We start from the raw sequence: 23256 nt of genomic DNA on the forward strand, positions 1-23256 counted from the left end.
AGCCCGGGGCCAGCGTGGGGGGCGCCCCCCCCCCCGCCCCCCCGGCCCCCCCCCCCCCCCCCGCGCCGCGAGCGGATCGCTTGTGGCGCCCCCTCCACCATGCTGCGCATGGTCCCCCTCCCCCGCAAAGCGGGGGAGGACCATATTGTCCCAAAACCGTGCGCCCTGCGGGGCCGTCTCGACTCCGCGCGGCGAGCGGATAGGGTGGCCGCATGGCCATCGACCTTGCCGACTACGAAACCGGCGCCGATTTCCCCGGCGATTATTCGGATGCGCTGAAGGCCGCGCAGCAGCGGCTCGCGCGCGCGCAGACCGCGTTCATCGTCCACCAGCGCCGCGCGGTGGTCCTGTTCGAAGGCTGGGACGCGGCGGGGAAGGGCGGGATCATCCGGCGCCTCACCGCCGAATGGGACCCGCGCTGGTTCGAGGTCTGGCCGATCGCCGCGCCCAACGCAGAGGAAAAGGCGCGCCATTTCCTCTGGCGCTTCTGGCAGCGGCTTCCCGCCGACGGCAGCATCAACATCTTCGATCGCAGCTGGTACGGCCGCGTCCTGGTCGAGCGCGTCGAGGGCTATGCCAGCGAGGCCGAGTGGCGCCGCGGCTATGACGAGATCAACGAGTTCGAGGCGCAGCAGCGCGATTCGGGCACGCCGATCATCAAGCTGTTCGTCCACATCACCCAGAAGGAGCAGGACAAGCGCTTCAAGAAGCGGTTCGAGGATCCGTGGAAGCGATGGAAGACCGGCGCCGACGATTACCGCAACCGCGCGAAGCGGCCCGAATATCTGAAGGCGCTGGAGGAGATGTTCCGCCAGACCGACACCCGCTGGGCGCCCTGGACGGTGATCGACGGGGGCGACAAGAAGGCCGCCCGCATCGCCGCGCTGACTCATGTCGCCGAGAGGCTGGAGGCGCTGGCGCCGATGGACCCGCCCCCGCTCGATCCGCAACTGGAAAAGCTGGCGAAGAGGGAATTGGGCATATGATTTTCCCCTCCCTGAAAGTGAGGGGAAAAAGGGGTGGGTGTAGCGCCGGTCGAGGCTCGATGCCTCGATCGGCGCTGTCGGTTCGAGCGGAGGCGAGTCTTTTTTGAGCGCGCAGACGCGCGCACCCACCCCCAGCCCCTCCCTTTCAGGGAGGGGAGCGATTCATTCCTCTTCCAACCGACTTTGATCGCAAACGCCGGGACGGCACGCCGCCAGACAGCGCCTAATCCCCTTCCCGACACCATTCGGGAGATCAGCCATGTTCCGCGTCAGCGGCCTCGACGCCAAGCCTTTCACCCATCTCTACGGCCTTGACGACGACGTGCTCGCCTGGGAGGGCGCGATCCGCATGACGGCGGACGCCAGGCCCGGCTTTCCCTGCCGCGTCACGCTGGAGGACGCCGAGCCGGGCGAGAAGGTGCTACTGCTCAATTACGAGCACCAGAGCGCCAACACGCCGTTCCGCTCGCGTCACGCGATCTTCGTCCGCGAAGGCGCGACGGGGCGCGTCGAGACCGACCACCTGCCTGAACAACTCGCCTCCCGCCTCCTCTCGCTGCGCGCGTTCGACGCGGCGGGCATGATGACCGATGCCGATGTGGTGGAAGGCCGCGAGGCGCCGCCGGTGATCGAACGCCTGCTCGCCGCGTCCGGCACTGCTTATCTCCACGTCCATTATGCCCGGCGCGGTTGCTATGCGGCCCGGATCGACCGCTTGTGATCAAGGATAGCTGACCGCCATCACCTCATATTCGCGCTCGCCCGCGGGCAGGGCGACCTTGCGCACATCGCCCACGCCCGCGCCGCGCAAGGCGCGCGCGATCGGCGAATCCCAGCCGATGCGGCCGGCGCCGGCGTCGGCCTCGTCATTGCCGACGATGGTCAACGTGCGGTGATTGTCGTCCTCGTCGGCGATGGTCACCGTCGCGCCGAAGAATATCTTGCTCCGGTCGGCCTGCGCCGCCGGATCGACCACCTTCGCGGCCTTCATCCGTTTCGAGAGGAAGCCCAGCCGCCGGTCGATCTCGCGCAGCCGCTTGCGGCCGTAGATGTAATCGCCGTTCTCGGACCGGTCGCCATTGCCCGCCGCCCAGCTGACCGTCTCGACGATGCGCGGCCGTTCCTCCCGGAACAGCGCGTCATATTCGGCGCGCAGCGCGGCATAGCCGACGGGCGTGATGTAGTTGGGGCGGTCCATTGGCTGGAAGCTACGCGCATCTTTTCAGTTCGTCATGCCGGACTTGTTCCGGCATCCATCGTGCCGCAAGCGTAGGTTCGGCTTGTGGCACGATGGACCCCGGAACAAGCCTGTCCTGAGCTTGTCGAAGGGTCCGGGGTGACGGGTGTGCGTGGTGCTGGGCGACTCTAACCCGGTTGGCTCTTCCCGATATAGCGCGACAGCGGCGCATCCGCCCGATTGGTCGCGCGCTGGGGGTTCATCAGGCCGTAGACCACTGCGTTCTCCAGCACGCGCTGCACATAATATTTGGTCTCGGAATAGGGGATCTGCTCCAGCCAGCGCAGCCAGTCGACCTCGCCCTTGCGCGGATCGCCGTTGGCGCGCAGCCATTTGTTCACATTGCCCGGCCCGGCATTGTACGCGGCGAGCGCCAGCGGATAGCTGCCATAGGCGTCGTACATCCGCCGGAAATAGCTCGACCCGATATTGATGTTGTACATCGGATCGCTGGTCAGGTTGCCGGGAATATAGGGCAGGCCGAGCTTGCCCGCCTGCTCGCGCGCGGTGCCCGGCATCAGCTGCATCATCCCGCGTGCGCCGGCCGAGCTCACCGCCTGCCGGTCGAACTGGCTTTCCTGCCGCATGATCGCGTGCGCGATGACCCAATGCGCATTGTGCTGCGGCGGGATGGCGACGGTGGGATAGCCGCTCGCCACATAGTCGTTGAGCCCGTTGGTCCGTGCGCTGCGCCCGACCATCACGCCGAGGTCGGGCCGGTTGAGCCGCTTGGCGAGCTCGGCGCCGAGCAAATGGTCGGTGTCGGACTTGGCGTCCATCGCGATCTGGCGGAGGAACAGCGTCTGCTCGCTCCATGCGCCAAGCTCGCCCAGCATCTGCGCGGCGCGGACCACCTCGCGGCGGTAGAACTCCTGCCGTGCCGGCTCCGGCGCTGTCGCGGTGATGACCGGGGGTGGGGTCAGCGGCTGGCCGGTGCGCTCGCGCGCGAGCTGGCCGTAGAACTGGTCCGAATAGGCGGCCGCCTGCGCGTAGTAGCGGTCCGCCACCTCGCGCTGCCCCGCGGCCTCGGCCGCGCGCCCCGCCCAGTAATAGCCCTTGGAGCGCGTCTGCGGCGTCTGCGACCCGCCGGCATAGCGCGCGAACATGCCGATCGCGTCCGCCGGGCGCTTCATCTCATAGAAGGCGGTGGTCCCGGCGAGCCAGACCAGGCTGGTATAGTCGTCGCGCTCGCCATAGGGCTGGATCGAGACGTCGGTGCCCGGCGCATAGGCGTCGTCCACCTGCCGCGCGATGTCGTAGGCGGTCTGATATTGCCGGTCGTTATAGGCGTTGCGCGCCTGTTCGAGCAGCGCCTCGTACCATTCCTCGACATCGGTCGGCCTGACCGCGAGCAGGCGGCGCGTCGCCAGCCCCTGGCGCGCGGCGGCCAGTTGCCGGTTGGCGACCTGCCAGCCCGCGCGGTCGGCGAGATAGCCGGGATCGCTCGCCCCCAGCGCGGCGGCGGCCGCGCCCAGCGCCGCGGCGTCGCTCGCCCGCGTGCCATAGGCGATCCGCGCGGCGAACAGCGGCCGCCTTGCCGGCGTGACGAAGCTCAGCTGCCGGGTGGCGGCGGTGGTCGCATTGGCCCAGAGCAGCGAATCCATCCGCGTGTCGTGGTCGCCCGGCGTGAGCGCGCTGGAGAAGCGGCCGAGCAGGCGCAGCTCGTCCTCGGGCGAAAGCCCCGCCGCGCGCCATGCCTCGCGCGCCTGCTGGTTCGCCTCGGGAATGCGCTGCACCGCGGCGAGCGCCTCGGCATAGCGCAGATGCCCGGTCTGGGTCAGCGGCGGGTGCGCGTCGAAGAAGGCCGCGACCAGGCCGGGGTTGGCGCTGCCGGGGACGATCGCGCGTTCCGCGCTGCGGCGCAGCCCGTCCTGCTGCGGCCAGCCGCGATGGTCGATCAGGAAGCGCGCATAGGCGTCGAAGCCCAGGCTGTCCGACTGGCGCAGCCGCTTCCACTCGACGATCGCATCGGCCAGCCGGTCCGCGGGAATCGTCGAGGGCGCGGGCTGCGGCCGGGTGGAGGCCATCTGCTGCGCATAATATTGGCGCTGGGTGGGGGTCAGCTGCTGCTGGGCCGCGATCAGCGCCCCCGAAAGACCCATGGTGACGAGGGCGGATTTGAACGCGAGAGCAACCATGCTGGACATCATACGCAGCCAGTCCTTATTTGCACCTGAACAGTTCGCTTGTTCCCTCCGCCCGCGCCCCTTATGCCGCGCGCGCCCGCATATTTGAAGGAGTGCCGCAATGTTTTCCGGGTCGATTCCGGCTCTGGTCACGCCTTTTCGCGGGCGTGCGTTCGATGAGGCGGCGTATCGCGACCTCGTCGAATGGCAGATCGCCGAAGGATCGTCGGCGCTGGTCCCGTGCGGCACCACCGGCGAATCCGCGACGCTGAGCTTCGAGGAACATTTCGCGGTGGTGCGCGTCTGCGTCGACCAGGCGAAGGGGCGGGTGCCGGTCATCGCCGGCTGCGGATCGAACGACACGGCGGTGGCGATCCGCAACACCGAGGAGGCGAAGGCGGCCGGCGCCGACGCGGGGCTGCTCGTCCCGCCTTATTACAACCGTCCCAACCAGGAGGGCATCTACCGGCATTTCGAGGCGATCGCCGACGCATGCGATCTGCCGCTCGTCCTCTACAACGTCCCGGCACGCACCGTGACCGACATCCAGCCGGAGACCGTCGCGCGCATCGTCGCCGACATCCCGAGCGTCGTCGGCATCAAGGACGCGACCGGCGATCTCGCCCGCGTGTCGCGGCACCGCGAGAGCTGCGGCACGGATTTCTGCCAGCTTTCGGGCAATGACGATCTCGGCCTGGCGTTCATGGCGATGGGCGGGCGCGGGTGCATCTCGGTCAGCGCCAATGTCGCCCCGCGCCTCTGCGCCGATTTCTACGCCGCGGCCCTCGCGGGCGACTACGCGCGCGCGCTCGAACTGCAGGACAAGCTCTTCCCCTTGCACGCCGCGCTCTTCACCGACGCCTCGCCCGGCCCGGTCAAATATGCCTTGAACCGCGTCCGCCCCGATTTCCCGGCCGACCTCCGCCTGCCGATGACCCCTCCCTCCGAAGCCAGCCGCAAGGTCGTCGACGCCGCGCTCGCCCATGCGGGGCTGATATGATCCTTCTCCCATCATCGTCGCCCCTGCGCAGGCAGGGGCCGCTGGGTTCGTGGCACACCGGTCGCCGCGTTTGCCGACAGAGGCCCCTGCCTGCGCAGGGGCGACGGAACTGAATCATGGCCCGTCCCAAGCCCGCCACCTTCGACAAGGTCAAGACCGTCGCCGAGAACCGGCGCGCGCGGTTCGATTATTTCATCGAGCAGACCTTCGAGGCGGGGATCGCGCTGACCGGCACCGAGGTGAAGTCCTTGCGGAGCGGCGAAGGCTCGATCGCCGAAAGCTATGCCGAGGTGAAGGGGGCGGAGGTGTGGCTGGTCAACGCCAACATTCCCGAGTTCAGCCACGGCAACCGCTTCAACCATGAGCCCAAGCGGCCCAGGAAGCTGCTGCTGCACGAACGCGAGATCAACAAGCTGACCGGCGCGGTCGAGCGGCAGGGGATGACGCTCGTGCCCCTGTCGGTCTATTTCAACGGCAAGGGCCGCGCCAAGGTCGAGCTCGCGCTCGCCAAGGGCAAGCAGGCGCACGACAAGCGCGAGACGATCAAGGAACGCGACTGGAAGCGCGACGCCCAGCGCATCATGCGCGAACGCGGCTGACGGCGATGGGCGTGTTCCAGAAGAGCGTCGCCTGGGTGCGGCGCAACACCCCCACCCGCGAGCAGTTCGAGGGCAACCGCTGGCTGCGCCCGGTCGCGCACCGTGTGCTGCGGCCCGAGCTGTGGCGCTTCCACCGCCGGTCGGTGCCGCGCGGCGTCGCGCTCGGCTGGATCGTCGGCGTGCTGATCCCGGTGGCGCAGACCATCTTCGCCGCGCTGCTCGCGCTGCCCGCCCGCGCAAACGTGCCGGTGGCGGCGCTCACCACCTTCCTCACCAATCCCTTCACCACCCCGCCGATCTGGTACGCCGCCTATCGCATCGGCGACTGGGCGCTGCACCTCGATGCGCAGATCGACGCGCGGCCGGTGCAGGACACGCTCGATTCGTCGATCGGCGACCTGCTCAAATGGCTGGTGTCCGACGCCGCGCCGGCGACCGCGCTCGGTCTCCTGATCATCGCGGTGGTGGGCGCCGCGATCGGCTATCTGATCGCCGCGTTCGGCTGGCGCTGGTGGATCGCGCACAAATGGCGGAATCATCGCCGCAGGCATTGACGCGTGTGACGGCGGTCTAATACACCGGTGTAATAATATTTCCCGGTATAAGGATCGCTCTCCATGAAGGCCACAAGCCTCGCCTGCCTGCTGCTCGCCACCACCGCGCTCTCCGCCTGCGCGACCACCGCCACGAACGACGCCGCGCAGGTGACCAGCGCCGAGCAGACCGAGATCGTCTCGGACGCCGCCGCCGGCCCGGTCGAGCCCGCCGCCGCGCCCGGCCCGCAGATCGGCAGCTACGGCTTCGACGCCGCCGGCATGGATCGCGCGGTCGCGCCCGGCGACGATTTCGACCTCTATGCCAACGGCACCTGGAAGGCGGAGACCGAGATTCCCGCCGATCGCTCGAGCTACGGCGCGTTCCACGTCCTCGACGATCTCTCGCTCGCCCGCACCCGCGCGATCCTGGAAGAGCTGCGGAGCCAGCCCGCGAGCAAGTCGGGCGCGGCCTATGCCAGCTTCATGAACCAGGCCGGCATCGAGGCGAAGGGCCTCGCCCCGTTCAAGCCCTGGATCGACGACATCAAGTCGGTGAAGACCCACGCCGAATATGCGAAGCTCATCGGCCGCGCCAACCGGATCGGCGTCGAATCGCCGTTCGGCATGGGCGCCGGCATCGATGACAAGAACCCGGTGCGCTACGCCCTGTCGCTCGCCCAGGCGGGCCTCGCCATGCCCGATCGCGATTATTATCTGAAGACCGAAGACACCTTCGTGAAGTACCGCGAGGCGTACCGCGCGCACATCGCCAAGATGTTCACGCTCGCGGGCGAGCCCGATGCCGACGCCCGCGCCGCGCGCGTGCTCGCCTTCGAGACAGAGCTCGCCAAGGTCCACTGGACCAGGGAGGAGAGCCGCGACGCGGACAAGACCTACAACCTGCGCACCTTCGCCCAGCTGGAGGCGGAGGCGCCCGGCTTCGACTGGCGGGGCTTCTTCTCCGAATCGGGCGTCGTTCCCGAGGATCTGATCGTCGTCCAGCCGAGCGCGATCACCGCCAGCGCGGCTCTGGTCGCCAAGACCCCGGTCGAGACGCTGAAGGACGCGCTGCTGATCCGCAGCCTGGACAGCTATGCGAGCTATCTGCCCAAGGCCTTCGACGACGAGCGCTTCGCCTTTTTCAGCACCACGCTTTCGGGCACGCCGCAGCAGCGCGAGCGCTGGAAGCGCGGGGTCAGCTTCGTCTCGGGCATCCTCGGGGAGGATGTCGGCAAGATCTATGTCGAGCGCCATTTCGACGCCGAGACCAAGGCGGTGATGGACGATCTGGTGAAGAACGTCATCGCCGCGATGGACCGCCGCCTCCAGGGGCTGACCTGGATGGCGCCCGAGACCAAGGTCAAGGCGCGCGCCAAGCTCGCCGCCTTCACGCCCAAGATCGGCTATCCGAGCAACTGGCGCGACTATTCGGCGCTGGAGATCAGGCCCGACGATGCGCTGGGCAACGCGATGCGCGCCCAGATCTTCGAGCATGAGCGCCAGCTGAAGCGCCTGCCCGGCCCGGTCGACCGCACCGAATGGCTGATGACGCCGATGACGATCAACGCCTACGCCAATCCGACCCTGAACGAGATCGTCTTTCCCGCCGCGATCCTGCAGCCGCCCTTCTTCGATCCCAAGGCCGATCCGGCGATCAACTATGGCGGCATCGGCGCGGTGATCGGCCATGAGATCAGCCACCATTTCGACGATCAGGGCCGCAAATACGACGCCACCGGGCGCCTCTCCGAATGGTGGACGCCCGAGGACGAGAAGCGTTTCGAGGCGCTGACCGACAAGCTCGTCGCGCAGTACGACGCCTATGAGCCGCTCCCCGGCCAGCATGTCAGCGGCCGGCTGACGCTGGGCGAGAATATCGGCGATCTCGCCGGGCTGACGGTGGCCTATGACGCCTATCGCGCCTCGCTGGGCGGCAAGGAGGCGCCGGTGATCGACGGCATGACGGGCGATCAGCGCTTCTATCTCGGCTGGGCGCAGGTGTGGCGCACCAAGATGCGCGAGGCGGCGCTGCGCCAGCAGCTGCTGAGCGATCCGCACAGCCCCGGCGCGCAGCGCATCTGGGTGGTGCGCAACCTCGATCCGTGGTCGGCGGCGTTCGACACCGAGGGCGGCAAGCTCCACCTCGCCCCCGACGCCCGCGTCCGCATCTGGTAAGGTGGGGGCGTCGCCCCTGCGCAGGCAGGGGCCTCAGTCGGCATACGCAATGTTTGATGTGCCACAAACCCAGCGGCCCCTGCCTCCACGGGCACCCATCAAAGTAATACTTTGATGGGACCCGGCACAGGGGCGACGAGAAGGTGATCTGCAACGGGCCGACCGACCGCTAGGGGCGATCCACACCACTCACCCTTGACGCCCGCCGCTTGCGCACCACAAGGGGCCGGTCCTCATGCGCAGCCTGACCGCCTCATCCCAATCCAACGTCGCGTTGCGCGATCCCGTCGCGCTGGCGGTCGCGTCGCTCGCCGCGATCGCCGCCAGCGGGCTGGTCCTGTGGGCGGTGGGCAGCGCGATCGTCGCCGCCGCGTTCCTGGCGGGCGTGATCGCGATCATGGGGATCGTCGTCCTCGCCCGTCGCCTGGGCGGGGGGACGGAGCCTGCCGCGCCGGTGATCGACTGGACCATCGCCCGCGCGCTGGCGAGCGGGGAGGGCGGCGCGCTCGCCGTCACCGATCGCGCCGGCCGGCTCGTTTGCGCCAATGACCGCTACGAGGCCGCGTTCGGCGGCTTCGTCACGCCGCCGAGCCTGCCCGTCGGCGACGCCGGCGTGGCCGCGCTCACCGCCGCGGGCCGCACCGCCTGGCGCGACGGCATGGGCGGGGCGCCCGGCCTCGTCGCGAACGGCGCGCAGTTCGGCGTGACGGTGGAGCGGAGCGGCGCGCAGGAGGATCTGCTCGTCTGGCGCTTCGTCCCGACGGCGGAGACCGATCTGGCGGCGGACGCCGGCCGGCTGCTCGGCGGCAGCGCGGGCGACGCGCTGGGCCGCGCCGGGGTGATGGCCGCGCTGATGGCGCCGCAGGGGCGGGCGATCGCCGCCAACCGCGTGCTCCGCCTGCGCGCGATGGGGCATGAGGAAGGCGCGATCGAGGGCCGCGATTTCGCCTCGATGCTCACCGCAGACGGCGAGGGCGCGATCCGCTTCGCCAGCGAAGGCCCGCTCGGCCGGCCGTTGCGCATCGTCCACGTTCCGCTCGCCGCGGGATCGCCCTCGCTCTTGTTCCTGATCGACGACGATCGCCCCGTCGTCAGCGGCCGGGGGGGCGCGCAGACCTCCGAACCGGCGCGCGCGCTGGTCGATCTGCTGCCCTTCGGCCTCGCGCTGGTCGATCGCGACGGCCGCTTCATCCACATGAATGAGGCCTTCGCCCGCGCCGCCCATGTCGAGGCGCAGTCGCCGCCGGTCTATCCCGGCGACCTCGTCATCCGCGAGGACAAGGCGGCGGTCGCCGACGCGGTGCGCCGCCACGCCGGCGGCAATCCCTATGTCGCCGACATGGCGGTCCGCCTGCGCGACCATCCCGACGAGCCGGTCGCGCTGACCATCGCCGGCGCGCGCGGGCTGGGCGAAGCGGCGGTGCTCTTGAGCCTCAAGGACAACAGCGAGGAATCGAAGCTCAAGCGCCAGGTCGCGCAGGCGACCAAGATGCAGGCGGTGGGCCAGCTCGCCGGCGGCGTCGCGCACGATTTCAACAACATCCTGACCGCTATCATCGGGCATTGCGACCTGATGCTGATGCGCCACACGCCGGGCGACAGCGACTATGACGATATCCAGCAGATCAAGGCCAATTCGAACCGCGCCGCCGGCCTGACCCGCCAGCTGCTCGCCTTCTCGCGCCAGCAGACGCTCCGCCCCCAGGTGCTGCAGCTGCCCGACGTCATCTCGGAGGTGTCGAACCTGCTCAAGCGCCTGCTGGGTGAGACCGTCACCCTCCAGATCAAGCATGGCCGCGATCTCGGCGCGGTGCGCGCCGATCCGGGGCAGCTCGAACAGGTCATCATCAACCTCGCGGTCAACGCGCGCGACGCGATGCAGTCCAAGGGTTCGGGCGGCGTGCTCACCATCCAGACGCGCGCGGTCTCGGTCGCGGAGGCGCGCCGGATGGGCGACGATCTGCTGCCCCAGGCCGAATATACCGCCTTGAGCGTGTCGGACACCGGCACCGGCATCCCGGCCGAGGCGCTGCCCAAGATCTTCGAGCCCTTCTTCACCACCAAGGATGTCGGCAAGGGCACCGGGCTCGGCCTCTCCACCGTTTACGGTATCGTCAAGCAGTCGGGCGGCTTCATCTTCGCCGATTCGGCGCCGGGCAAGGGCGCGACCTTCACCATCTATCTTCCCGTCCACCGCGCCGAGGAAGCGCCGAAGGTCGCCCCGCCGCCCGCGAAGGAAAGGGTAGAGGCGGCGTGGGGATCGGGCACCATCCTCCTCGTCGAGGACGAGGCGATGGTCCGCGCCGTCGCCGAGCGCGCGCTGGTGCGCCACGGCTACACCGTGCTCACCGCCGAGCATGGCGAGGCCGCGCTCGAGCTGCTCGAAGACGGCGCCAATCCGGACCTGATGGTGTCCGACGTGGTGATGCCGACGATGGACGGGCCGACCCTCGTCCGCCACGCGCGCCAGCGTTATCCGTCGCTGCCGATCCTGTTCATGTCGGGCTATGCCGAGGAGCAGCTGAGGAAGTCGATCGACCTCGACAATGTCGCGTTCCTGCCCAAGCCCTTCTCGGTGCAGGATCTGGCCGCGGCGGTGCAGGTCGCGCTGGCGCGGCATGGGAAATAGGTTGGCCGTGTGCTGCTTGCTGGTTATGCAACCGCAATGACCAAGCGCCGTATTCTGATCGTCGAGGACGAACCCCTCATCGCGATGATGCTGGAGGATTTCCTCGAAGCCGGCGGCATGGCGGTGGCGGGCGTGACCGACACCGTGCAGAGCGCGCTGGCGGTGGCGGGGGAGGGCGGCGTCGATGCGGCGATCCTCGACGTCAATCTCTCGGGCGGTGAGAAGAGCTGGCCGGTGGCGCAGGCGCTGGCGGAAAAGAACATCCCGTTCCTGTTCGCGACGGGCGGCGGCGACGGCTCGATCGACGAGGCCTTCCGCGGCCGTCCGACCATCATCAAGCCCTATACGCTGGACGGCGTGACGAGCGCGGTGGGTGACTTGTTCGCGTGAAAATGGGCTAGAATCGCCGCCCCTGCGAAGGCAGGGGCCTCTGCGTGATCGGAATGCAAGTTCTCCTCTTGTTCTTCCGGAACAAACGCGATACACACCCCGTCATATTCGTGACCAAAGGAGCGCGACATGGCGGCACAGCTGAAGGTGATCGATAACGGCATGGCTACCACCACCGAAAAGCAGAAGGCGCTGGACGCCGCCCTGGCGCAGATCGACCGCGCCTTCGGCAAGGGCTCGGCGATGAAGCTCGGCAGCCGCGAGGCGATCGAGATCGAGGCGGTGTCGACCGGCTCGCTCGGGCTCGACATCGCGCTCGGCATCGGCGGCCTGCCGCGCGGCCGCGTGATCGAGGTGTACGGCCCGGAAAGCTCGGGCAAGACCACGCTCGCGCTGCACGTCATCGCAGAGGCGCAGAAGATGGGCGGCACCGCCGCCTTCGTCGATGCCGAGCACGCGCTCGATCCCGGCTACGCCAGGAAGCTCGGCGTCGACATCGACGAGCTGATCGTCTCGCAGCCCGACACCGGCGAGCAGGCGCTGGAGATCGTCGATACGCTGGTCCGCTCCAACGCGATCGACGTGCTGGTGGTCGATTCGGTCGCGGCGCTCGTCCCGCGCGCGGAGATCGAGGGCGAGATGGGCGACAGCCATGTCGGCCTGCAGGCGCGGCTGATGTCGCAGAGCTTGCGCAAGCTCACCGGCTCGATCAGCCGCTCGCGCTGCATCGTCATCTTCATCAACCAGCTGCGCATGAAGATCGGCGTGATGTACGGCAATCCGGAAACCACGACCGGCGGCAACGCCTTGAAATTCTACGCCTCCGTCCGTCTCGACATCCGCCGCACCGGCCAGATCAAGGATCGCGACGAGATCATCGGTAACTCCACACGCGTGAAGATCGTGAAGAACAAGGTCGCCCCGCCGTTCAAGCAGGTCGAGTTCGACATCATGTACGGCGAGGGCGTGTCGAAGATTGGCGAGATCCTCGATCTCGGCGTCAAGGCCGGCCTGGTCGAGAAATCGGGCGCCTGGTTCAGCTACGATTCGGTCCGCATCGGCCAGGGCCGCGAGAACGCGAAGACCTTCCTCAAGGAGAATCCCGAGCTCTGTTCGAAGCTCGAGGCGGCGATCCGCGCGCGCACCGACAAGGTCGCCGAGGAGATGATCGCCGGCGTCGGCCCGGACGACGAGGCTTGAAACGCGCTTTGGTGTGAACTTTGTGTGACCTTTGAAAGGGCCGGTATGCGCCGGCCAGACCAGAAAGGCCCGCCCCAGCGCGGGCCTTTCGCATTTCGCGGCGGCGTGCGAAGCATGGGCGCGCAAGGGAGCCCTGCATGACCATCACCGTCCATCACCTCGAAAACTCGCGCTCGCAGCGCGTCCTCTGGCTGCTCGAGGAACTGGGCCTCGACTATGAGGTCAAGCGCTACGAGCGCAACAAGGCGACCATGCTCGCCCCGCCCGAGTTGAAGGCGGTCCATCCGCTCGGCAAGTCGCCGGTCATCACCGACGACGGCGTCACCGTCGCGGAGACCGCCGCGATCGTCGAATATCTGGTCGAAAAGGCCGACGGCAGGCTCGGCCCGCCGGCGCACCGTGAAGCGGTGCTGCGCTACCGCCATTTCCTCCATTACGCCGAGGGCTCGCTGATGCCGCCGCTACTCGTGCTGCTCGTCCTCAGCCGCATCCCGATCCTCGGCAAGCGCGCGATGGCGCGTGTCCAGCCGATGCTCGACGTCCATCTCGATTGGCTGGAATCGGAGCTTTCCACCCGCGATTGGTTCGCCGGAAGCGAGTTCACCGCCGCCGACGTGATGATGAGCTTCCCGCTAGAAGCCGCCCGTTCGCGCGGCGGTCTCGGGCCCTCGCGTCCGCATCTGATGCGCTGGCTCGAGCGCATCCATTCCCGCCCCGCTTACAAGACAGCCCTCGCCAAGGGCGGCCCCTATGCCTATGCGTGACGGCAAAACACGAATTGGGGGACGCGTAGATGCCTGAAACCGCAGCCGAACGGGCGACCGAGAAGAAGGGGCTGTCGCTTCAATATCAGATGCTGGTCGGCTTCCTTGTCGGCCTGATCGGCGGCCTGATCGTCCACGTCTCCGCACCCGGTGCGCCGTGGGTGGAAGCGGTGACCACCTACGTCACCGGTCCGATCGGCCAGATCTTCCTGCGCCTGCTGTTCATGCTCGTCATCCCTCTGCTCTTTTCCGCGCTCGTCGTCGGCATCTCGGAAATGGGTGAGATACGCTCGCTGAAGCGCGTCGGCCTGCGCACGCTCGGCTATACGATTATCGTCTCGACCATCGCCGTCATCGTCAGCCTGGTGGTGGTGAACCTGCTCCAGCCCGGCAACGGCGTCGATCCCGTGCTCGCCCGATCGATGCTCGCCGACGCCGAAGCCGGCGCCCGCGCGATCATCGATCGGGGTGCGGAAACGCCCAGCGGCATGTCCGCAGTGGTCGGCATCGTGCCGGACAATGTCGTCGGCGCGATGGGCAGCAACGCGGCGATCCTGTCGGTGATGTTCTTCGCGCTGTTCTTCGGCATCGGCGTGATGCTGACCGACACGCCCAACGCCCGCGCGCTGAAGGCCGGCATTGAGGGTCTGTTCGAGGTGACGATGCGCCTGATCGGCATCGTCATCCGCCTCGCGCCGCTCGCCGTCGCCTGCTTCATGTTCAACCTGGCGGCGCTGTTCGGCTGGGACCTGCTCGTGCGGCTCTCGGCGTTCGTCGGCGTGGTGCTGCTCGCGCTCGCCATCCAGATGTTCGTCGTCTTCCCGCTGCTCCTGAAGTTCGCCGGGGGCAAGTCGCCCATCGCCTTCTTCCGCGAGACGCAGGAGGCGAGCGTCATGGCCTTCTCGACCGCCTCGTCCAACGCGACACTTCCCACCTCGCTGCGCGTCGCGGACGAGATGCTGGGCCTGCCGCGCCGCGTCGCCCGATTCGTCCTCACCATCGGCGCCACCGCCAACCAGAACGGCACCGCGATGTTCGAGGGCGTGACCGTGCTGTTCCTCGCGCAGTTCTTCGGCGTCGAACTGAGCCTGTGGCAGCAGGTGATGGTGATGCTCGTCTGCATCCTGGGCGGTATCGGCACCGCCGGCGTGCCGGCCGGTTCGCTCCCCGTCGTCGCGCTGATCCTCGGCATGGTGGGCGTGCCGCCCGAGGGCATCGGCCTCGTGCTTGGCGTCGACCGCTTCCTCGACATGTGCCGCACCACCCTAAACGTCATCGGCGATCTCGTCGCGGCCCAGGTTATTTCCGCCGGTGAGCCCGCCGAGGTGGAGGTCGCCGGCACATGATCTCCAGGCGATCGATGATCGGTGCCGGCCTGGCGCTCCCCTTCGCCGCGAAGGCATTCCCGCAGGAAATCGACACCAGCGGCCTGTCGAACATCACCGCCGCCGTCCATCCAATCGGCCTGGCCGAGCGGCGGGCGCGGCTGGAGCGCGCGCAGGCGCTGATGGCCGAGCACGGCATCGGCGCGATCCTGGTCGAACCCGGCGCCAGCCTGGTCTATTTCACCGGCGTGCGCTGGGGCCGCAGCGAGCGGCTGACCGCCGCGGTGATCCCGGCGAAGGGCAAGCCGGTGATCGTCACGCCCTTTTTCGAACGGCCCTCGGTCGAGGAATCGCTGGGCATCGACGCCGATATCCGCGTCTGGCAGGAGCATGAGGACCCGCTGACCGTAGTCGCGGGCGTGCTGCGCGATCGCGACGTTGCGGCAAAGCCCGTCGGCGTCGAGGAGACCGTCCGTTTCTTCGCCGTCGATGGTCTGCGCAAGGTGCTGCCGAGGGTCGAGATCGTCTCCGCCAACCCCGTCGTGCGCGGCTGCCGCATGATCAAGTCCGCCGCGGAGATCGCGCTGATGCAGGCGGCGACCAACGTCACCATCGCCGCCTACAAATGGATCTACCCGCGTATCCGTGAAGGGATGACGCCGCGCGAGATCGGCGCGCTGATGTCCGCGGCCACCCGCGCGCTGGGCGGCAGTCCCGAGTTCAACCTGATCCTGCTTGGCGAGGCGGCCGCCTATCCGCACGGCACCGGCAAGCCCCAGGCGGTGCGCGAGGGGGAGGTCGTGTTGATGGACTGCGGCTGCAGCGTCCACGACTATGAATCGGACGTGTCGCGCACCTTCGTTCCAGGCGCCGCTCCGGCCGAAGTCCGCCGCGTGTGGGATCTGGTCGCGGAAGGCCAGCAGGTCGCCTTCCGCGCCGCGCGCATCGGCCGGCCCGCCGGATCGGTCGACGATGCCGTGCGCGCCTTCTATCTCAAGCACGGCTTCGGTCCGGACTATGCGCTTCCCGGCCTGTCGCACCGCACCGGCCACGGCATCGGCATGGACGGCCACGAACCGGTCAATTTCGTCCGCGGCGAGACGACGAAGCTCGCCCTCGGCATGTGCTTCTCCAACGAGCCGGGCCTCTACCTCCCCGGCATGTTCGGCGTCCGCCTGGAGGACTGCCTGCATATGGCGGCAGCCGGCCCGCAATGGTTCTCCACCCCGCCCAAATCGCTCGACGCTCCGTTCGGTTGATGTTCTTGGCAAGCCGCATGTCCGCGATTAGATCGCACGCATGAGCTCGACCAACGACATCCGCCGTTCCTTCCTCGATTATTTCGAGAGCGCCGGGCATGCCCGCGTGCCGTCCGCCCCGCTGGTGCCGCACAACGATCCGACGCTCATGTTCGTCAATGCGGGCATGGTGCCGTTCAAGAACGTCTTCACCGGCCTTGAAACGCGCCCCTATTCGACTGCGGTGTCGAGCCAGAAGTGCGTCCGCGCCGGCGGCAAGCACAACGATCTCGACAATGTCGGCTACACCGCCCGGCATCATACCTTCTTCGAAATGCTGGGCAATTTCAGCTTCGGCGACTATTTCAAGGAACAGGCGATCACGCACGCCTGGACGCTGCTGACCAAGGTCTGGGGCCTGGCCCCGGAGAAGCTGACCGCTACGGTCTATCACACCGACGATCAGGCGTTCGATCTGTGGAAGAAGATCGCCGGGCTTCCGGAAAGCCGCATCATCCGCATCGCGACCAAGGACAATTTCTGGGCGATGGGCGCGGACGGGCCGTGCGGGCCGTGTTCGGAAATCTTCTACGATCATGGCGATCACATTCCAGGCGGCCCTCCTGGCAGCCCGGATGAGGACGGCGACCGGTTCGTCGAAATCTGGAATCTCGTCTTCATGCAGTTTCTGCAGGAGAGTGATGAGATCATCGGCGATCTGCCGCGTCCGTCGATCGACACCGGCATGGGGCTGGAGCGCGTCGCGGCGGTGCTGCAGGGCGTCCACGACAATTACGACACCGACACCTTCAAGGCGCTGATCGCCGAAAGCGGCGCGCTGACCCATACCCCAACCACCGGACGCACCCAGGCGAGCCACCGCGTGATCGCCGATCATCTGCGCTCGTCGGGTTTTCTCGTCGCGGACGGCGTGCTGCCGGCGAACGAGGGCCGCGGCTATGTGCTGCGCCGGATCATGCGCCGGGCGATGCGCCATGCGCGCCTGCTGGGCGCGAAGGATCCGCTTATGCACCGGCTGGTGCCGAGCCTGGTCGCAGAGATGGGCGCGGCCTATCCGGAGCTGGTCCGCGCCCAGCCGCTGATCGAGGCCACCTTGCTGCAGGAGGAGACGCGCTTCCGCCAGACGCTCGACCGCGGGCTCAAGCTGCTCGACGAGGCGACCGAGGGGCTGGGAGAGGGCGGCACGCTGCCCGGCGAAACGGCGTTCAAGCTCTACGACACCTATGGTTTCCCCTATGACCTGACCGAGGATGCGCTGCGCGCACAGGGTCTGCACGTCGATCGCGCCGGTTTCGATGCGGCGATGGCCGAGCAGAAGCGTGCGGCGCGCGCCGCGTGGAAGGGATCGGGAGCCAAAGCCAGCGACGATCTGTGGTTCGACATCGCCGAGGAAGCAGGCGGCACCGAGTTCACCGGCTATACCTCGACCGAAGGCGAGGGGCAGGTGGTCGCGCTTGTCAAGGACGGCGCGCTGGTGGAGCGGCTGGCTGACGGCGACGAGGGTGTCGTGTTGACCAACCAGACACCCTTCTATGGCGAGAGCGGCGGCCAGATGGGCGACGCGGGCGCGATCAGCAATGACAAGGGCTTGCGTGCAACTGTTGCCGACACGTCGAAACCACTGGGCCGGCTGCACGCCATGCATGCGAGGATCGAGGCGGGTGAGATCGCGATGGGCGACACCGTCCACCTCGCGATCGACGTCGCGCGCCGCGACATGCTGCGCGCCAACCATTCGGCGACGCATCTGCTGCACGCGGCGCTGCGCGAGCGCCTGGGCGGGCACGTCACGCAGAAGGGCAGCCTGGTCGCGCCCGATCGGCTGCGCTTCGATTTCTCGCACCCCAATGCCCTGACCGCGCAGCAGATCGCCGATATAGAGGCGGACGTAAACCGCGAGATCCGCGGCAACGAGGATGTCGTCACCCGGCTGATGACCCCGGACGACGCCGTCGCCGCTGGCGCGCTGGCGCTGTTCGGCGAGAAATATGGCGACGAAGTGCGCGTGCTTTCGATGGGCGCGCTCGCCGATAAACATTATTCGGTCGAGCTGTGCGGCGGCACGCATGTCCGCGCGCTGGGCGATATCGCGCTGTTCAAGATCGTCAGTGAGAGCGCCGTATCCAGCGGCGTCCGCAGGATCGAGGCGTTGACCGGCGAGGCCGCGCGGCAATGGCTGAACGGTCGGGACGAACGGCTGAAGGAAATCGCCGCGACGCTCAAGGCCTCGCCCGAGGAGGCCGCCGCTCGCGTTGCGACGCTCGTTGAAGACCGGCGCCGGCTGGAGCGCGAATTGGCCGACGCGAAGAAGGCGCTGGCGATGGGCGGCGGCAAGGCGACGGATGCGGCCGGGCCGGAGGATATCGGCGGTGTCGCGTTCCTCGGTCAGGTGGTCGACGGACTCGATCCCAAGGGTCTGCGCGGCGCGGTCGACGAGATGAAGCAGCGTATCGGATCAGGCGTCGCGGCGCTGGTCGCGGTCAACGAAGGCCGCGCCTCGGTCGCCGTCGGCGTGACCGACGATCTGGTGGCGAGCCGCAGCGCGGTCGACCTGGTCAAGCGCGCAGTCGCTGCTTTGGGCGGTCAGGGCGGCGGCGGCCGGCCTGACATGGCGCAGGGCGGCGGGCCCGATGGAGCCAAGGCTTCCGACGCGATCGCGGCGGTGCGCGAGGCTTTGGAGACGGTGGGGGCTTAGCACCCCATCCCTCCGTCACCCCGGACTTGTTCCGGCGTCCATCTCTCCACATGAACGGGCCGAGCTTGGGGCACGATGGACCCCGGAACAGGTCCGGGGTGACGGGTTGAGAGTCAGGCGCCCAAACGCACCGCAGCCTTTGCTCGTTCGGTGACCTCTTCCATGCTCCCGCCGGTGATCCAGCTGCCGCCAACGCACAGCACCGGATCGAACGCCAGCCATTCGGGCGCGGTCGCCTGGGTGATGCCGCCGGTGGGGCAGAAGCGCGCTTCGTAGAAGGGTGCGGCCAGCGCCTTCAACGCCTTCAGCCCGCCAGCGGCTTCGGCGGGGAAGAATTTGAAGCGATTCAGCCCCAGTTCCATGCCACGCATGATGTCGCCGGCATTGGCGACTCCGGGCAGATAGGGCACGCCGCTTTCGACGATCACGTCGCCCAGCCGCTGCGTCAGGCCGGGGGAGACGATGAACTCCGCCCCCGCGTCCACGGCTTGCGCGAACTGGTCTTCGCGCACCACCGTGCCTGCGCCGACGATCGCGCCCTCGACCGTCTTCATCTCGCGAATCACGTCGAGCGCGGCGGCCGTGCGCAGCGTCACTTCGAGCACGCGCAAGCCGCCCGCGACCAATGCTTCCGCGAGCGGGCGGGCGGTGGCGGCGTCTTCCACCACCAGCACCGGAATTACCGGCGCGGTTCGCATGATCTGATCGATACTCACTTGGCGAACTCCTGCGCATAGGCGGCCGCGGCGCCGTAGAGGCCCGGCTGGGGATGGGTGATGAGCTTCACCGGGATGGTCGACATAAGCGACTGAAAGCGCCCCTTGGCGACGAAGCGGTTGGCGAAGCCGGATTGCTTGAGCGCGTCCTTGATCCTGAGACCGAGGCCGCCGGCGATGACGACGCCCTTCGGGCCGTGCGCCAGCGCCAGATCGCCGGCGACCGCGCCTAGCGCGAGGCAGAACCGGTCGAGCGCGGCCGCCGCCAGGCTGTCGGTTCCCTCCAGCGCCATGCCCCACAAAGTCTTGTCGTCCACCTGCCGCACCGCGCGGCCCTCGATCGAGGCGAGCGCCTCATAGATTGCGATGATCCCCGGCCCGGCGCAGATGCGTTCCACCGACACGCGCGTATAGCTCTTGCGCAGCCGGGCGAGGATCGCGTCCTCCAGCTTGTCGAGCGGGGCGAAATCCATGTGCCCGCCCTCGGTCTCGATCACATGATAGCCATGGCCGGTGCGCAGCACCTGCGCGACGCCGAGCCCGGTGCCGGGGCCGCAGACGGTGATCGATCCGCGATCGGGGAAGGCCTTGTCCGGGCCGCACAGATGCTCGAAATGCTCGGGCCCTACCTGAGCCACGGCATGGCCGACCGCGCCGAAATCGTTGATCAGGACATGGCTGTCGAGGTTGAGCTTGGAGGGGATCAGCGCGGGGCGGATCACCCAGGGATTGTTGGTCAGCTTGATCAATTCGCCCGAGATCGGCGAAGCGACCGCGATCGCGCCCGCGCGCGGCAGCGGCCGGCCGAGCGTTTCGCCGAACGCCTCCCAGGCGAGTTGCAGGCTGCCATGCTCGGCGGTCTTCATCGTCACCGGTTCGCTCAGCGAAGCGACGCGCCCCTCCGCCACGTCAGCGATGGCGAAGCGGGCATGGGTGCCGCCGATATCGACGGATACGATTTCCATTTAACTCCCTCTCCCCTTCAGGGGAGAGGGTCGGGGAGAGGGGCCCGTCACCACCGTCTCGCACTTCCCCTCTCCCAACCCTCTCTCCCCCCGAAAGGGGGAGGGAACAGTTCACAATCCAGCCTCCGCCAACATTGCCGAGGCGCCCCTCTCGGCTTCGTCGCAATGGTTGCGCAGCATGGCGAACAGTTCGCGGCCGGTGCCGTCGGCGGCTACGGGCGCCGGGGCGAAGGGGCGGGCCGCCCATTCGTCCGCGGGCACCAGCGCCTCCAGCACGCCTTCGACCGCGCAGACGCGGACGATGTCGCCGTCGATCACCTTGCCCAGCGGCCCGCCGCCCAGCGCTTCGGGGCTGGTGTGGATGGCGCAGGGCACCTTGCCGCTCGCGCCCGACATGCGGCCATCGGTGACGAGCGCGACGCGGAAGCCGCGATTCTGCAGCACGCCGAGCGGCGGGGTCAGCTTGTGCAGTTCGGGCATGCCGTTGGCGCGGGGACCCTGATAGCGGACGACGACGACGACGTCGCGATCCAGCTCGCCGCGCTTGAACGCTTCCTGCACCGATATCTGATCGTGGAACACGCGCGCGGGCGCCTCGATTGTCCAGCGATCGCGTTCGACCGCCGAGACCTTGATGCAGGCGCGGCCGAGATTGCCGGCCAGAATGCGAAAGCCCCCTTCGGGCGAGAAGGGATCGGCAAGCGTGCGGACGATGGTCGAATCGCCGCTTTCGGCGGGCAACTCGGGCCAGGCGAGCGCATCGCTTTCGATCACCGGCTTGCGCGTATAGGCGCCCAGGTCGCCGTCGGCGATGGTCAGGATGTCGCGGTGGAGCAGCCCGCCCGACAACAGCTCGCGGATGACGAACGGTGGCCCGCCGGCATCCTCGAACGCGTTCACATCGGCCGATCCGTTGGGATAGACGCGCGCCAGCAGCGGCACGACCTTGGACAGGCGGTCGAAATCCTCCCAGTCGATCGCCACGCCCGCGGCGCGCGCGATGGCGGGCAGGTGGATCAGATGGTTGGTCGATCCGCCGGTGGCGAGCAGCACCACCGCCGCGTTGACGATGGCGCGTTCATCCACGCAGAGCCCGAGCGGGCGGTAATCGTCACCCTTCGCCCCCAGGCCGGCGACGCGGCGCACGGCCTCGCGAGTCAGCTCCTGGCGCAGCTTGGTCTGCGGATTGGCGAAGGCGGCGCCAGGAACATGGAGGCCCATCACCTCCATCATCATCTGGTTGGAATTGGCGGTGCCGTAGAAGGTGCAGGTGCCCTTGCCGTGATAGGCGGCGATCTCCGCGTCGAGCAGCTCTTCCGCGGTCGCTTTCCCTTCCGCGAAGCGTTCGCGGACCGCCGCCTTTTCCTTGTTGGGCAGGCCGTGACGCATCGGGCCGCCCGGCACCATCACCATCGGCAGATGGCCGAAGCGGAGCGCGCCGATCAGCAGGCCGGGAACGATCTTGTCGCAAATGCCCAGCAGCAGCGCGCCCTCGAACATGCCGTGGCTCAGCGCTACGGCGGTGGAGAGCGCGATGGTGTCGCGACTGAACAGCGACAGCTCCATGCCCGGATAGCCTTGGGTGACGCCGTCGCACATCGCCGGCACGCCGCCCGCGACCTGCGCGGTGACGCCGAACTCGCGCGCCCAGATCTTGATCTGCTCGGGATAGCGATAATAGGTCGCGTGCGCCGACAGCATGTCGTTGTAAGCGGTGACGATGCCGATGTTCATCGCGCCGCCGAAGCGCATCGCGTCGCGCTGCTCGTCGGTGCCGGCATAGCCGTGCGCCAGATTGGCGCAGCCGAGCCGGGGGCGATCGACGCCCGAATCGCGCTCGCGGGCGATCAGGTCGAGATAGCGGCCGCGCGATTCCGCCGATGCGGCACGGATGCGCGCGGTGACCGCTTCGAGCTCGACATGGAGAGTCATGCGTCCAACCAGTGGATATCGACGGGCAGCTCGGCATCCGACAATACGCGACCGATCGGGAAGGTGGAGAGCGGCCCTTCGTTGATCGCGCGCTCAACCACCGCCTTCTTCTCCTTGCCGGAAATGGCGATGGCGAGCGCCCGGGCGGAGACGATTGCCGCGCGGCTCAATGTCACGCGGTCGACCGCCGCTTCGGGCGGCAGCGGATCGGGGCGCACGCCCAGCGCGCGGCGCTCCTTGGGACCGGCCACGGCCTCGTCGAAATCGGGGCCGGGGAAGATCGAGGCGGTATGCCCGTCCGCGCCGACGCCGAGCAGGCAGAAATCGAGCGGCCAGTGGACGTCCTGCAGCCGCGCATCGGCGGCGCGCCCGGCGGCCTTGTAATCTTCGGCCGCATCGCTGGTGATCGGGAATACCCGCGCGCCCTTTGCCATGAATATCTTGGCGAGGCCGGTGACGTTCGACAGCTCGTGACCCATCGGCACAAGCCGGTCGTCGGTCGGGATGATCGTCACCCGCTTCCAGTCGAGCTTCTGCTTCGCCAGCGCCTCATAGGCCGGCCATGGCGTCCTGCCGCCGCTGAGCGCGATCACCGCCGCGCCGCGCGCGTCGATCGCGCTTTCGATGACGAAGCCCGCATCGCCCGCCACGGCTTCCGCGAACTCATCGGCATCGTCATAATCCCACCATTCGATCTCGGTCGTCATGGTGTCTCCTTCATG

Annotated in this window: 19 protein-coding genes; 13 read left to right on the top strand and 6 right to left on the bottom strand. The window is 68.1% G+C overall.

Annotated elements, in window-relative coordinates:
* The first annotated feature begins 212 nt into the window (after positions 1-212).
* Positions 213-986, top strand: a complete 774-nt coding sequence (locus D1610_RS15000; RefSeq protein ID WP_118865023.1) for a polyphosphate kinase 2 family protein — start codon at positions 213-215, stop codon at positions 984-986.
* Positions 987-1245: 259 nt separating this feature from the next.
* Positions 1246-1707 (top strand): DUF1203 domain-containing protein, encoded by a 462-nt coding sequence (locus tag D1610_RS15005; RefSeq protein ID WP_118865024.1) that lies wholly within the window; start codon positions 1246-1248, stop codon positions 1705-1707.
* Here the strand turns inward: D1610_RS15005 and greB are convergent, their stop codons facing one another.
* The gene (gene greB, locus D1610_RS15010) at positions 1708-2184 is read right to left on the bottom strand and encodes a transcription elongation factor GreB (RefSeq protein WP_118865025.1); all 477 of its coding nucleotides are present in this window, start codon (positions 2182-2184) and stop codon (positions 1708-1710) included.
* Between the two features lie 167 nt (positions 2185-2351).
* Positions 2352-4361: a lytic transglycosylase domain-containing protein gene (locus D1610_RS15015; protein WP_118865156.1), complete on the bottom strand. Its 2010-nt coding sequence runs from the start codon at positions 4359-4361 to the stop codon at positions 2352-2354.
* Between the two features lie 109 nt (positions 4362-4470).
* Between D1610_RS15015 and dapA the strand changes: the two genes are divergently transcribed.
* From dapA to alaS, 11 genes are all read left to right on the top strand, one after another.
* Positions 4471-5349, top strand: a complete 879-nt coding sequence (gene dapA, locus D1610_RS15020) for a 4-hydroxy-tetrahydrodipicolinate synthase (RefSeq protein ID WP_118865026.1) — start codon at positions 4471-4473, stop codon at positions 5347-5349.
* A gap of 116 nt (positions 5350-5465) precedes the next feature.
* Complete coding sequence (smpB, locus tag D1610_RS15025) at positions 5466-5948, top strand: SsrA-binding protein SmpB (RefSeq protein WP_118865027.1); 483 nt, start codon at positions 5466-5468, stop codon at positions 5946-5948.
* A gap of 5 nt (positions 5949-5953) precedes the next feature.
* On the top strand, positions 5954-6502 hold the full coding sequence (locus tag D1610_RS15030; RefSeq protein ID WP_182466860.1) for a DUF2062 domain-containing protein: 549 nt from the start codon (positions 5954-5956) through the stop codon (positions 6500-6502).
* A gap of 63 nt (positions 6503-6565) precedes the next feature.
* The gene (locus tag D1610_RS15035) at positions 6566-8659 is read left to right on the top strand and encodes a M13 family metallopeptidase (protein ID WP_118865028.1); all 2094 of its coding nucleotides are present in this window, start codon (positions 6566-6568) and stop codon (positions 8657-8659) included.
* A 235-nt stretch (positions 8660-8894) separates the two neighbouring features.
* Positions 8895-11288: a hybrid sensor histidine kinase/response regulator gene (locus D1610_RS15040; RefSeq protein ID WP_118865029.1), complete on the top strand. Its 2394-nt coding sequence runs from the start codon at positions 8895-8897 to the stop codon at positions 11286-11288.
* A gap of 36 nt (positions 11289-11324) precedes the next feature.
* Positions 11325-11678 carry a response regulator gene (locus D1610_RS15045; RefSeq protein WP_118865030.1) on the top strand — a complete coding sequence of 118 codons (354 nt, stop codon included), beginning with the start codon at positions 11325-11327 and terminating at the stop codon, positions 11676-11678.
* 129 nt (positions 11679-11807) lie between these two features.
* Positions 11808-12878: a recombinase RecA gene (recA, locus tag D1610_RS15050; RefSeq protein WP_118865031.1), complete on the top strand. Its 1071-nt coding sequence runs from the start codon at positions 11808-11810 to the stop codon at positions 12876-12878.
* 137 nt (positions 12879-13015) lie between these two features.
* Complete coding sequence (locus D1610_RS15055; RefSeq protein WP_118865032.1) at positions 13016-13642, top strand: glutathione S-transferase family protein; 627 nt, start codon at positions 13016-13018, stop codon at positions 13640-13642.
* A gap of 29 nt (positions 13643-13671) precedes the next feature.
* Complete coding sequence (locus tag D1610_RS15060; RefSeq protein WP_245942300.1) at positions 13672-14988, top strand: dicarboxylate/amino acid:cation symporter; 1317 nt, start codon at positions 13672-13674, stop codon at positions 14986-14988.
* A gap of 14 nt (positions 14989-15002) precedes the next feature.
* On the top strand, positions 15003-16226 hold the full coding sequence (locus D1610_RS15065; RefSeq protein ID WP_245942301.1) for a M24 family metallopeptidase: 1224 nt from the start codon (positions 15003-15005) through the stop codon (positions 16224-16226).
* Positions 16227-16266: 40 nt separating this feature from the next.
* Positions 16267-18921 carry an alanine--tRNA ligase gene (gene alaS / locus D1610_RS15070; RefSeq protein ID WP_118865034.1) on the top strand — a complete coding sequence of 885 codons (2655 nt, stop codon included), beginning with the start codon at positions 16267-16269 and terminating at the stop codon, positions 18919-18921.
* A gap of 113 nt (positions 18922-19034) precedes the next feature.
* On the opposite strand, the gene eda is transcribed toward alaS, so the two are convergent.
* The 4 genes from eda to pgl form a co-directional block, all read right to left on the bottom strand.
* Positions 19035-19619 (bottom strand): bifunctional 4-hydroxy-2-oxoglutarate aldolase/2-dehydro-3-deoxy-phosphogluconate aldolase, encoded by a 585-nt coding sequence (gene eda, locus D1610_RS15075; RefSeq protein ID WP_118865159.1) that lies wholly within the window; start codon positions 19617-19619, stop codon positions 19035-19037.
* A 14-nt stretch (positions 19620-19633) separates the two neighbouring features.
* A complete protein-coding gene (gene glk / locus D1610_RS15080; protein ID WP_118865035.1) occupies positions 19634-20602 on the bottom strand; it encodes a glucokinase in 969 nt (322 codons plus the stop codon).
* 111 nt (positions 20603-20713) lie between these two features.
* The gene (gene edd, locus D1610_RS15085) at positions 20714-22534 is read right to left on the bottom strand and encodes a phosphogluconate dehydratase (protein WP_118865036.1); all 1821 of its coding nucleotides are present in this window, start codon (positions 22532-22534) and stop codon (positions 20714-20716) included.
* Positions 22531-23241, bottom strand: a complete 711-nt coding sequence (gene pgl / locus D1610_RS15090) for a 6-phosphogluconolactonase (RefSeq protein WP_118865037.1) — start codon at positions 23239-23241, stop codon at positions 22531-22533. The genes edd and pgl overlap by 4 nt, the downstream gene beginning before the upstream one ends.
* Positions 23242-23256 lie beyond the last annotated feature (15 nt).

This window comes from Sphingomonas gilva, from assembly GCF_003515075.1.
GTDB lineage: Bacteria > Pseudomonadota > Alphaproteobacteria > Sphingomonadales > Sphingomonadaceae > Sphingomonas > Sphingomonas gilva.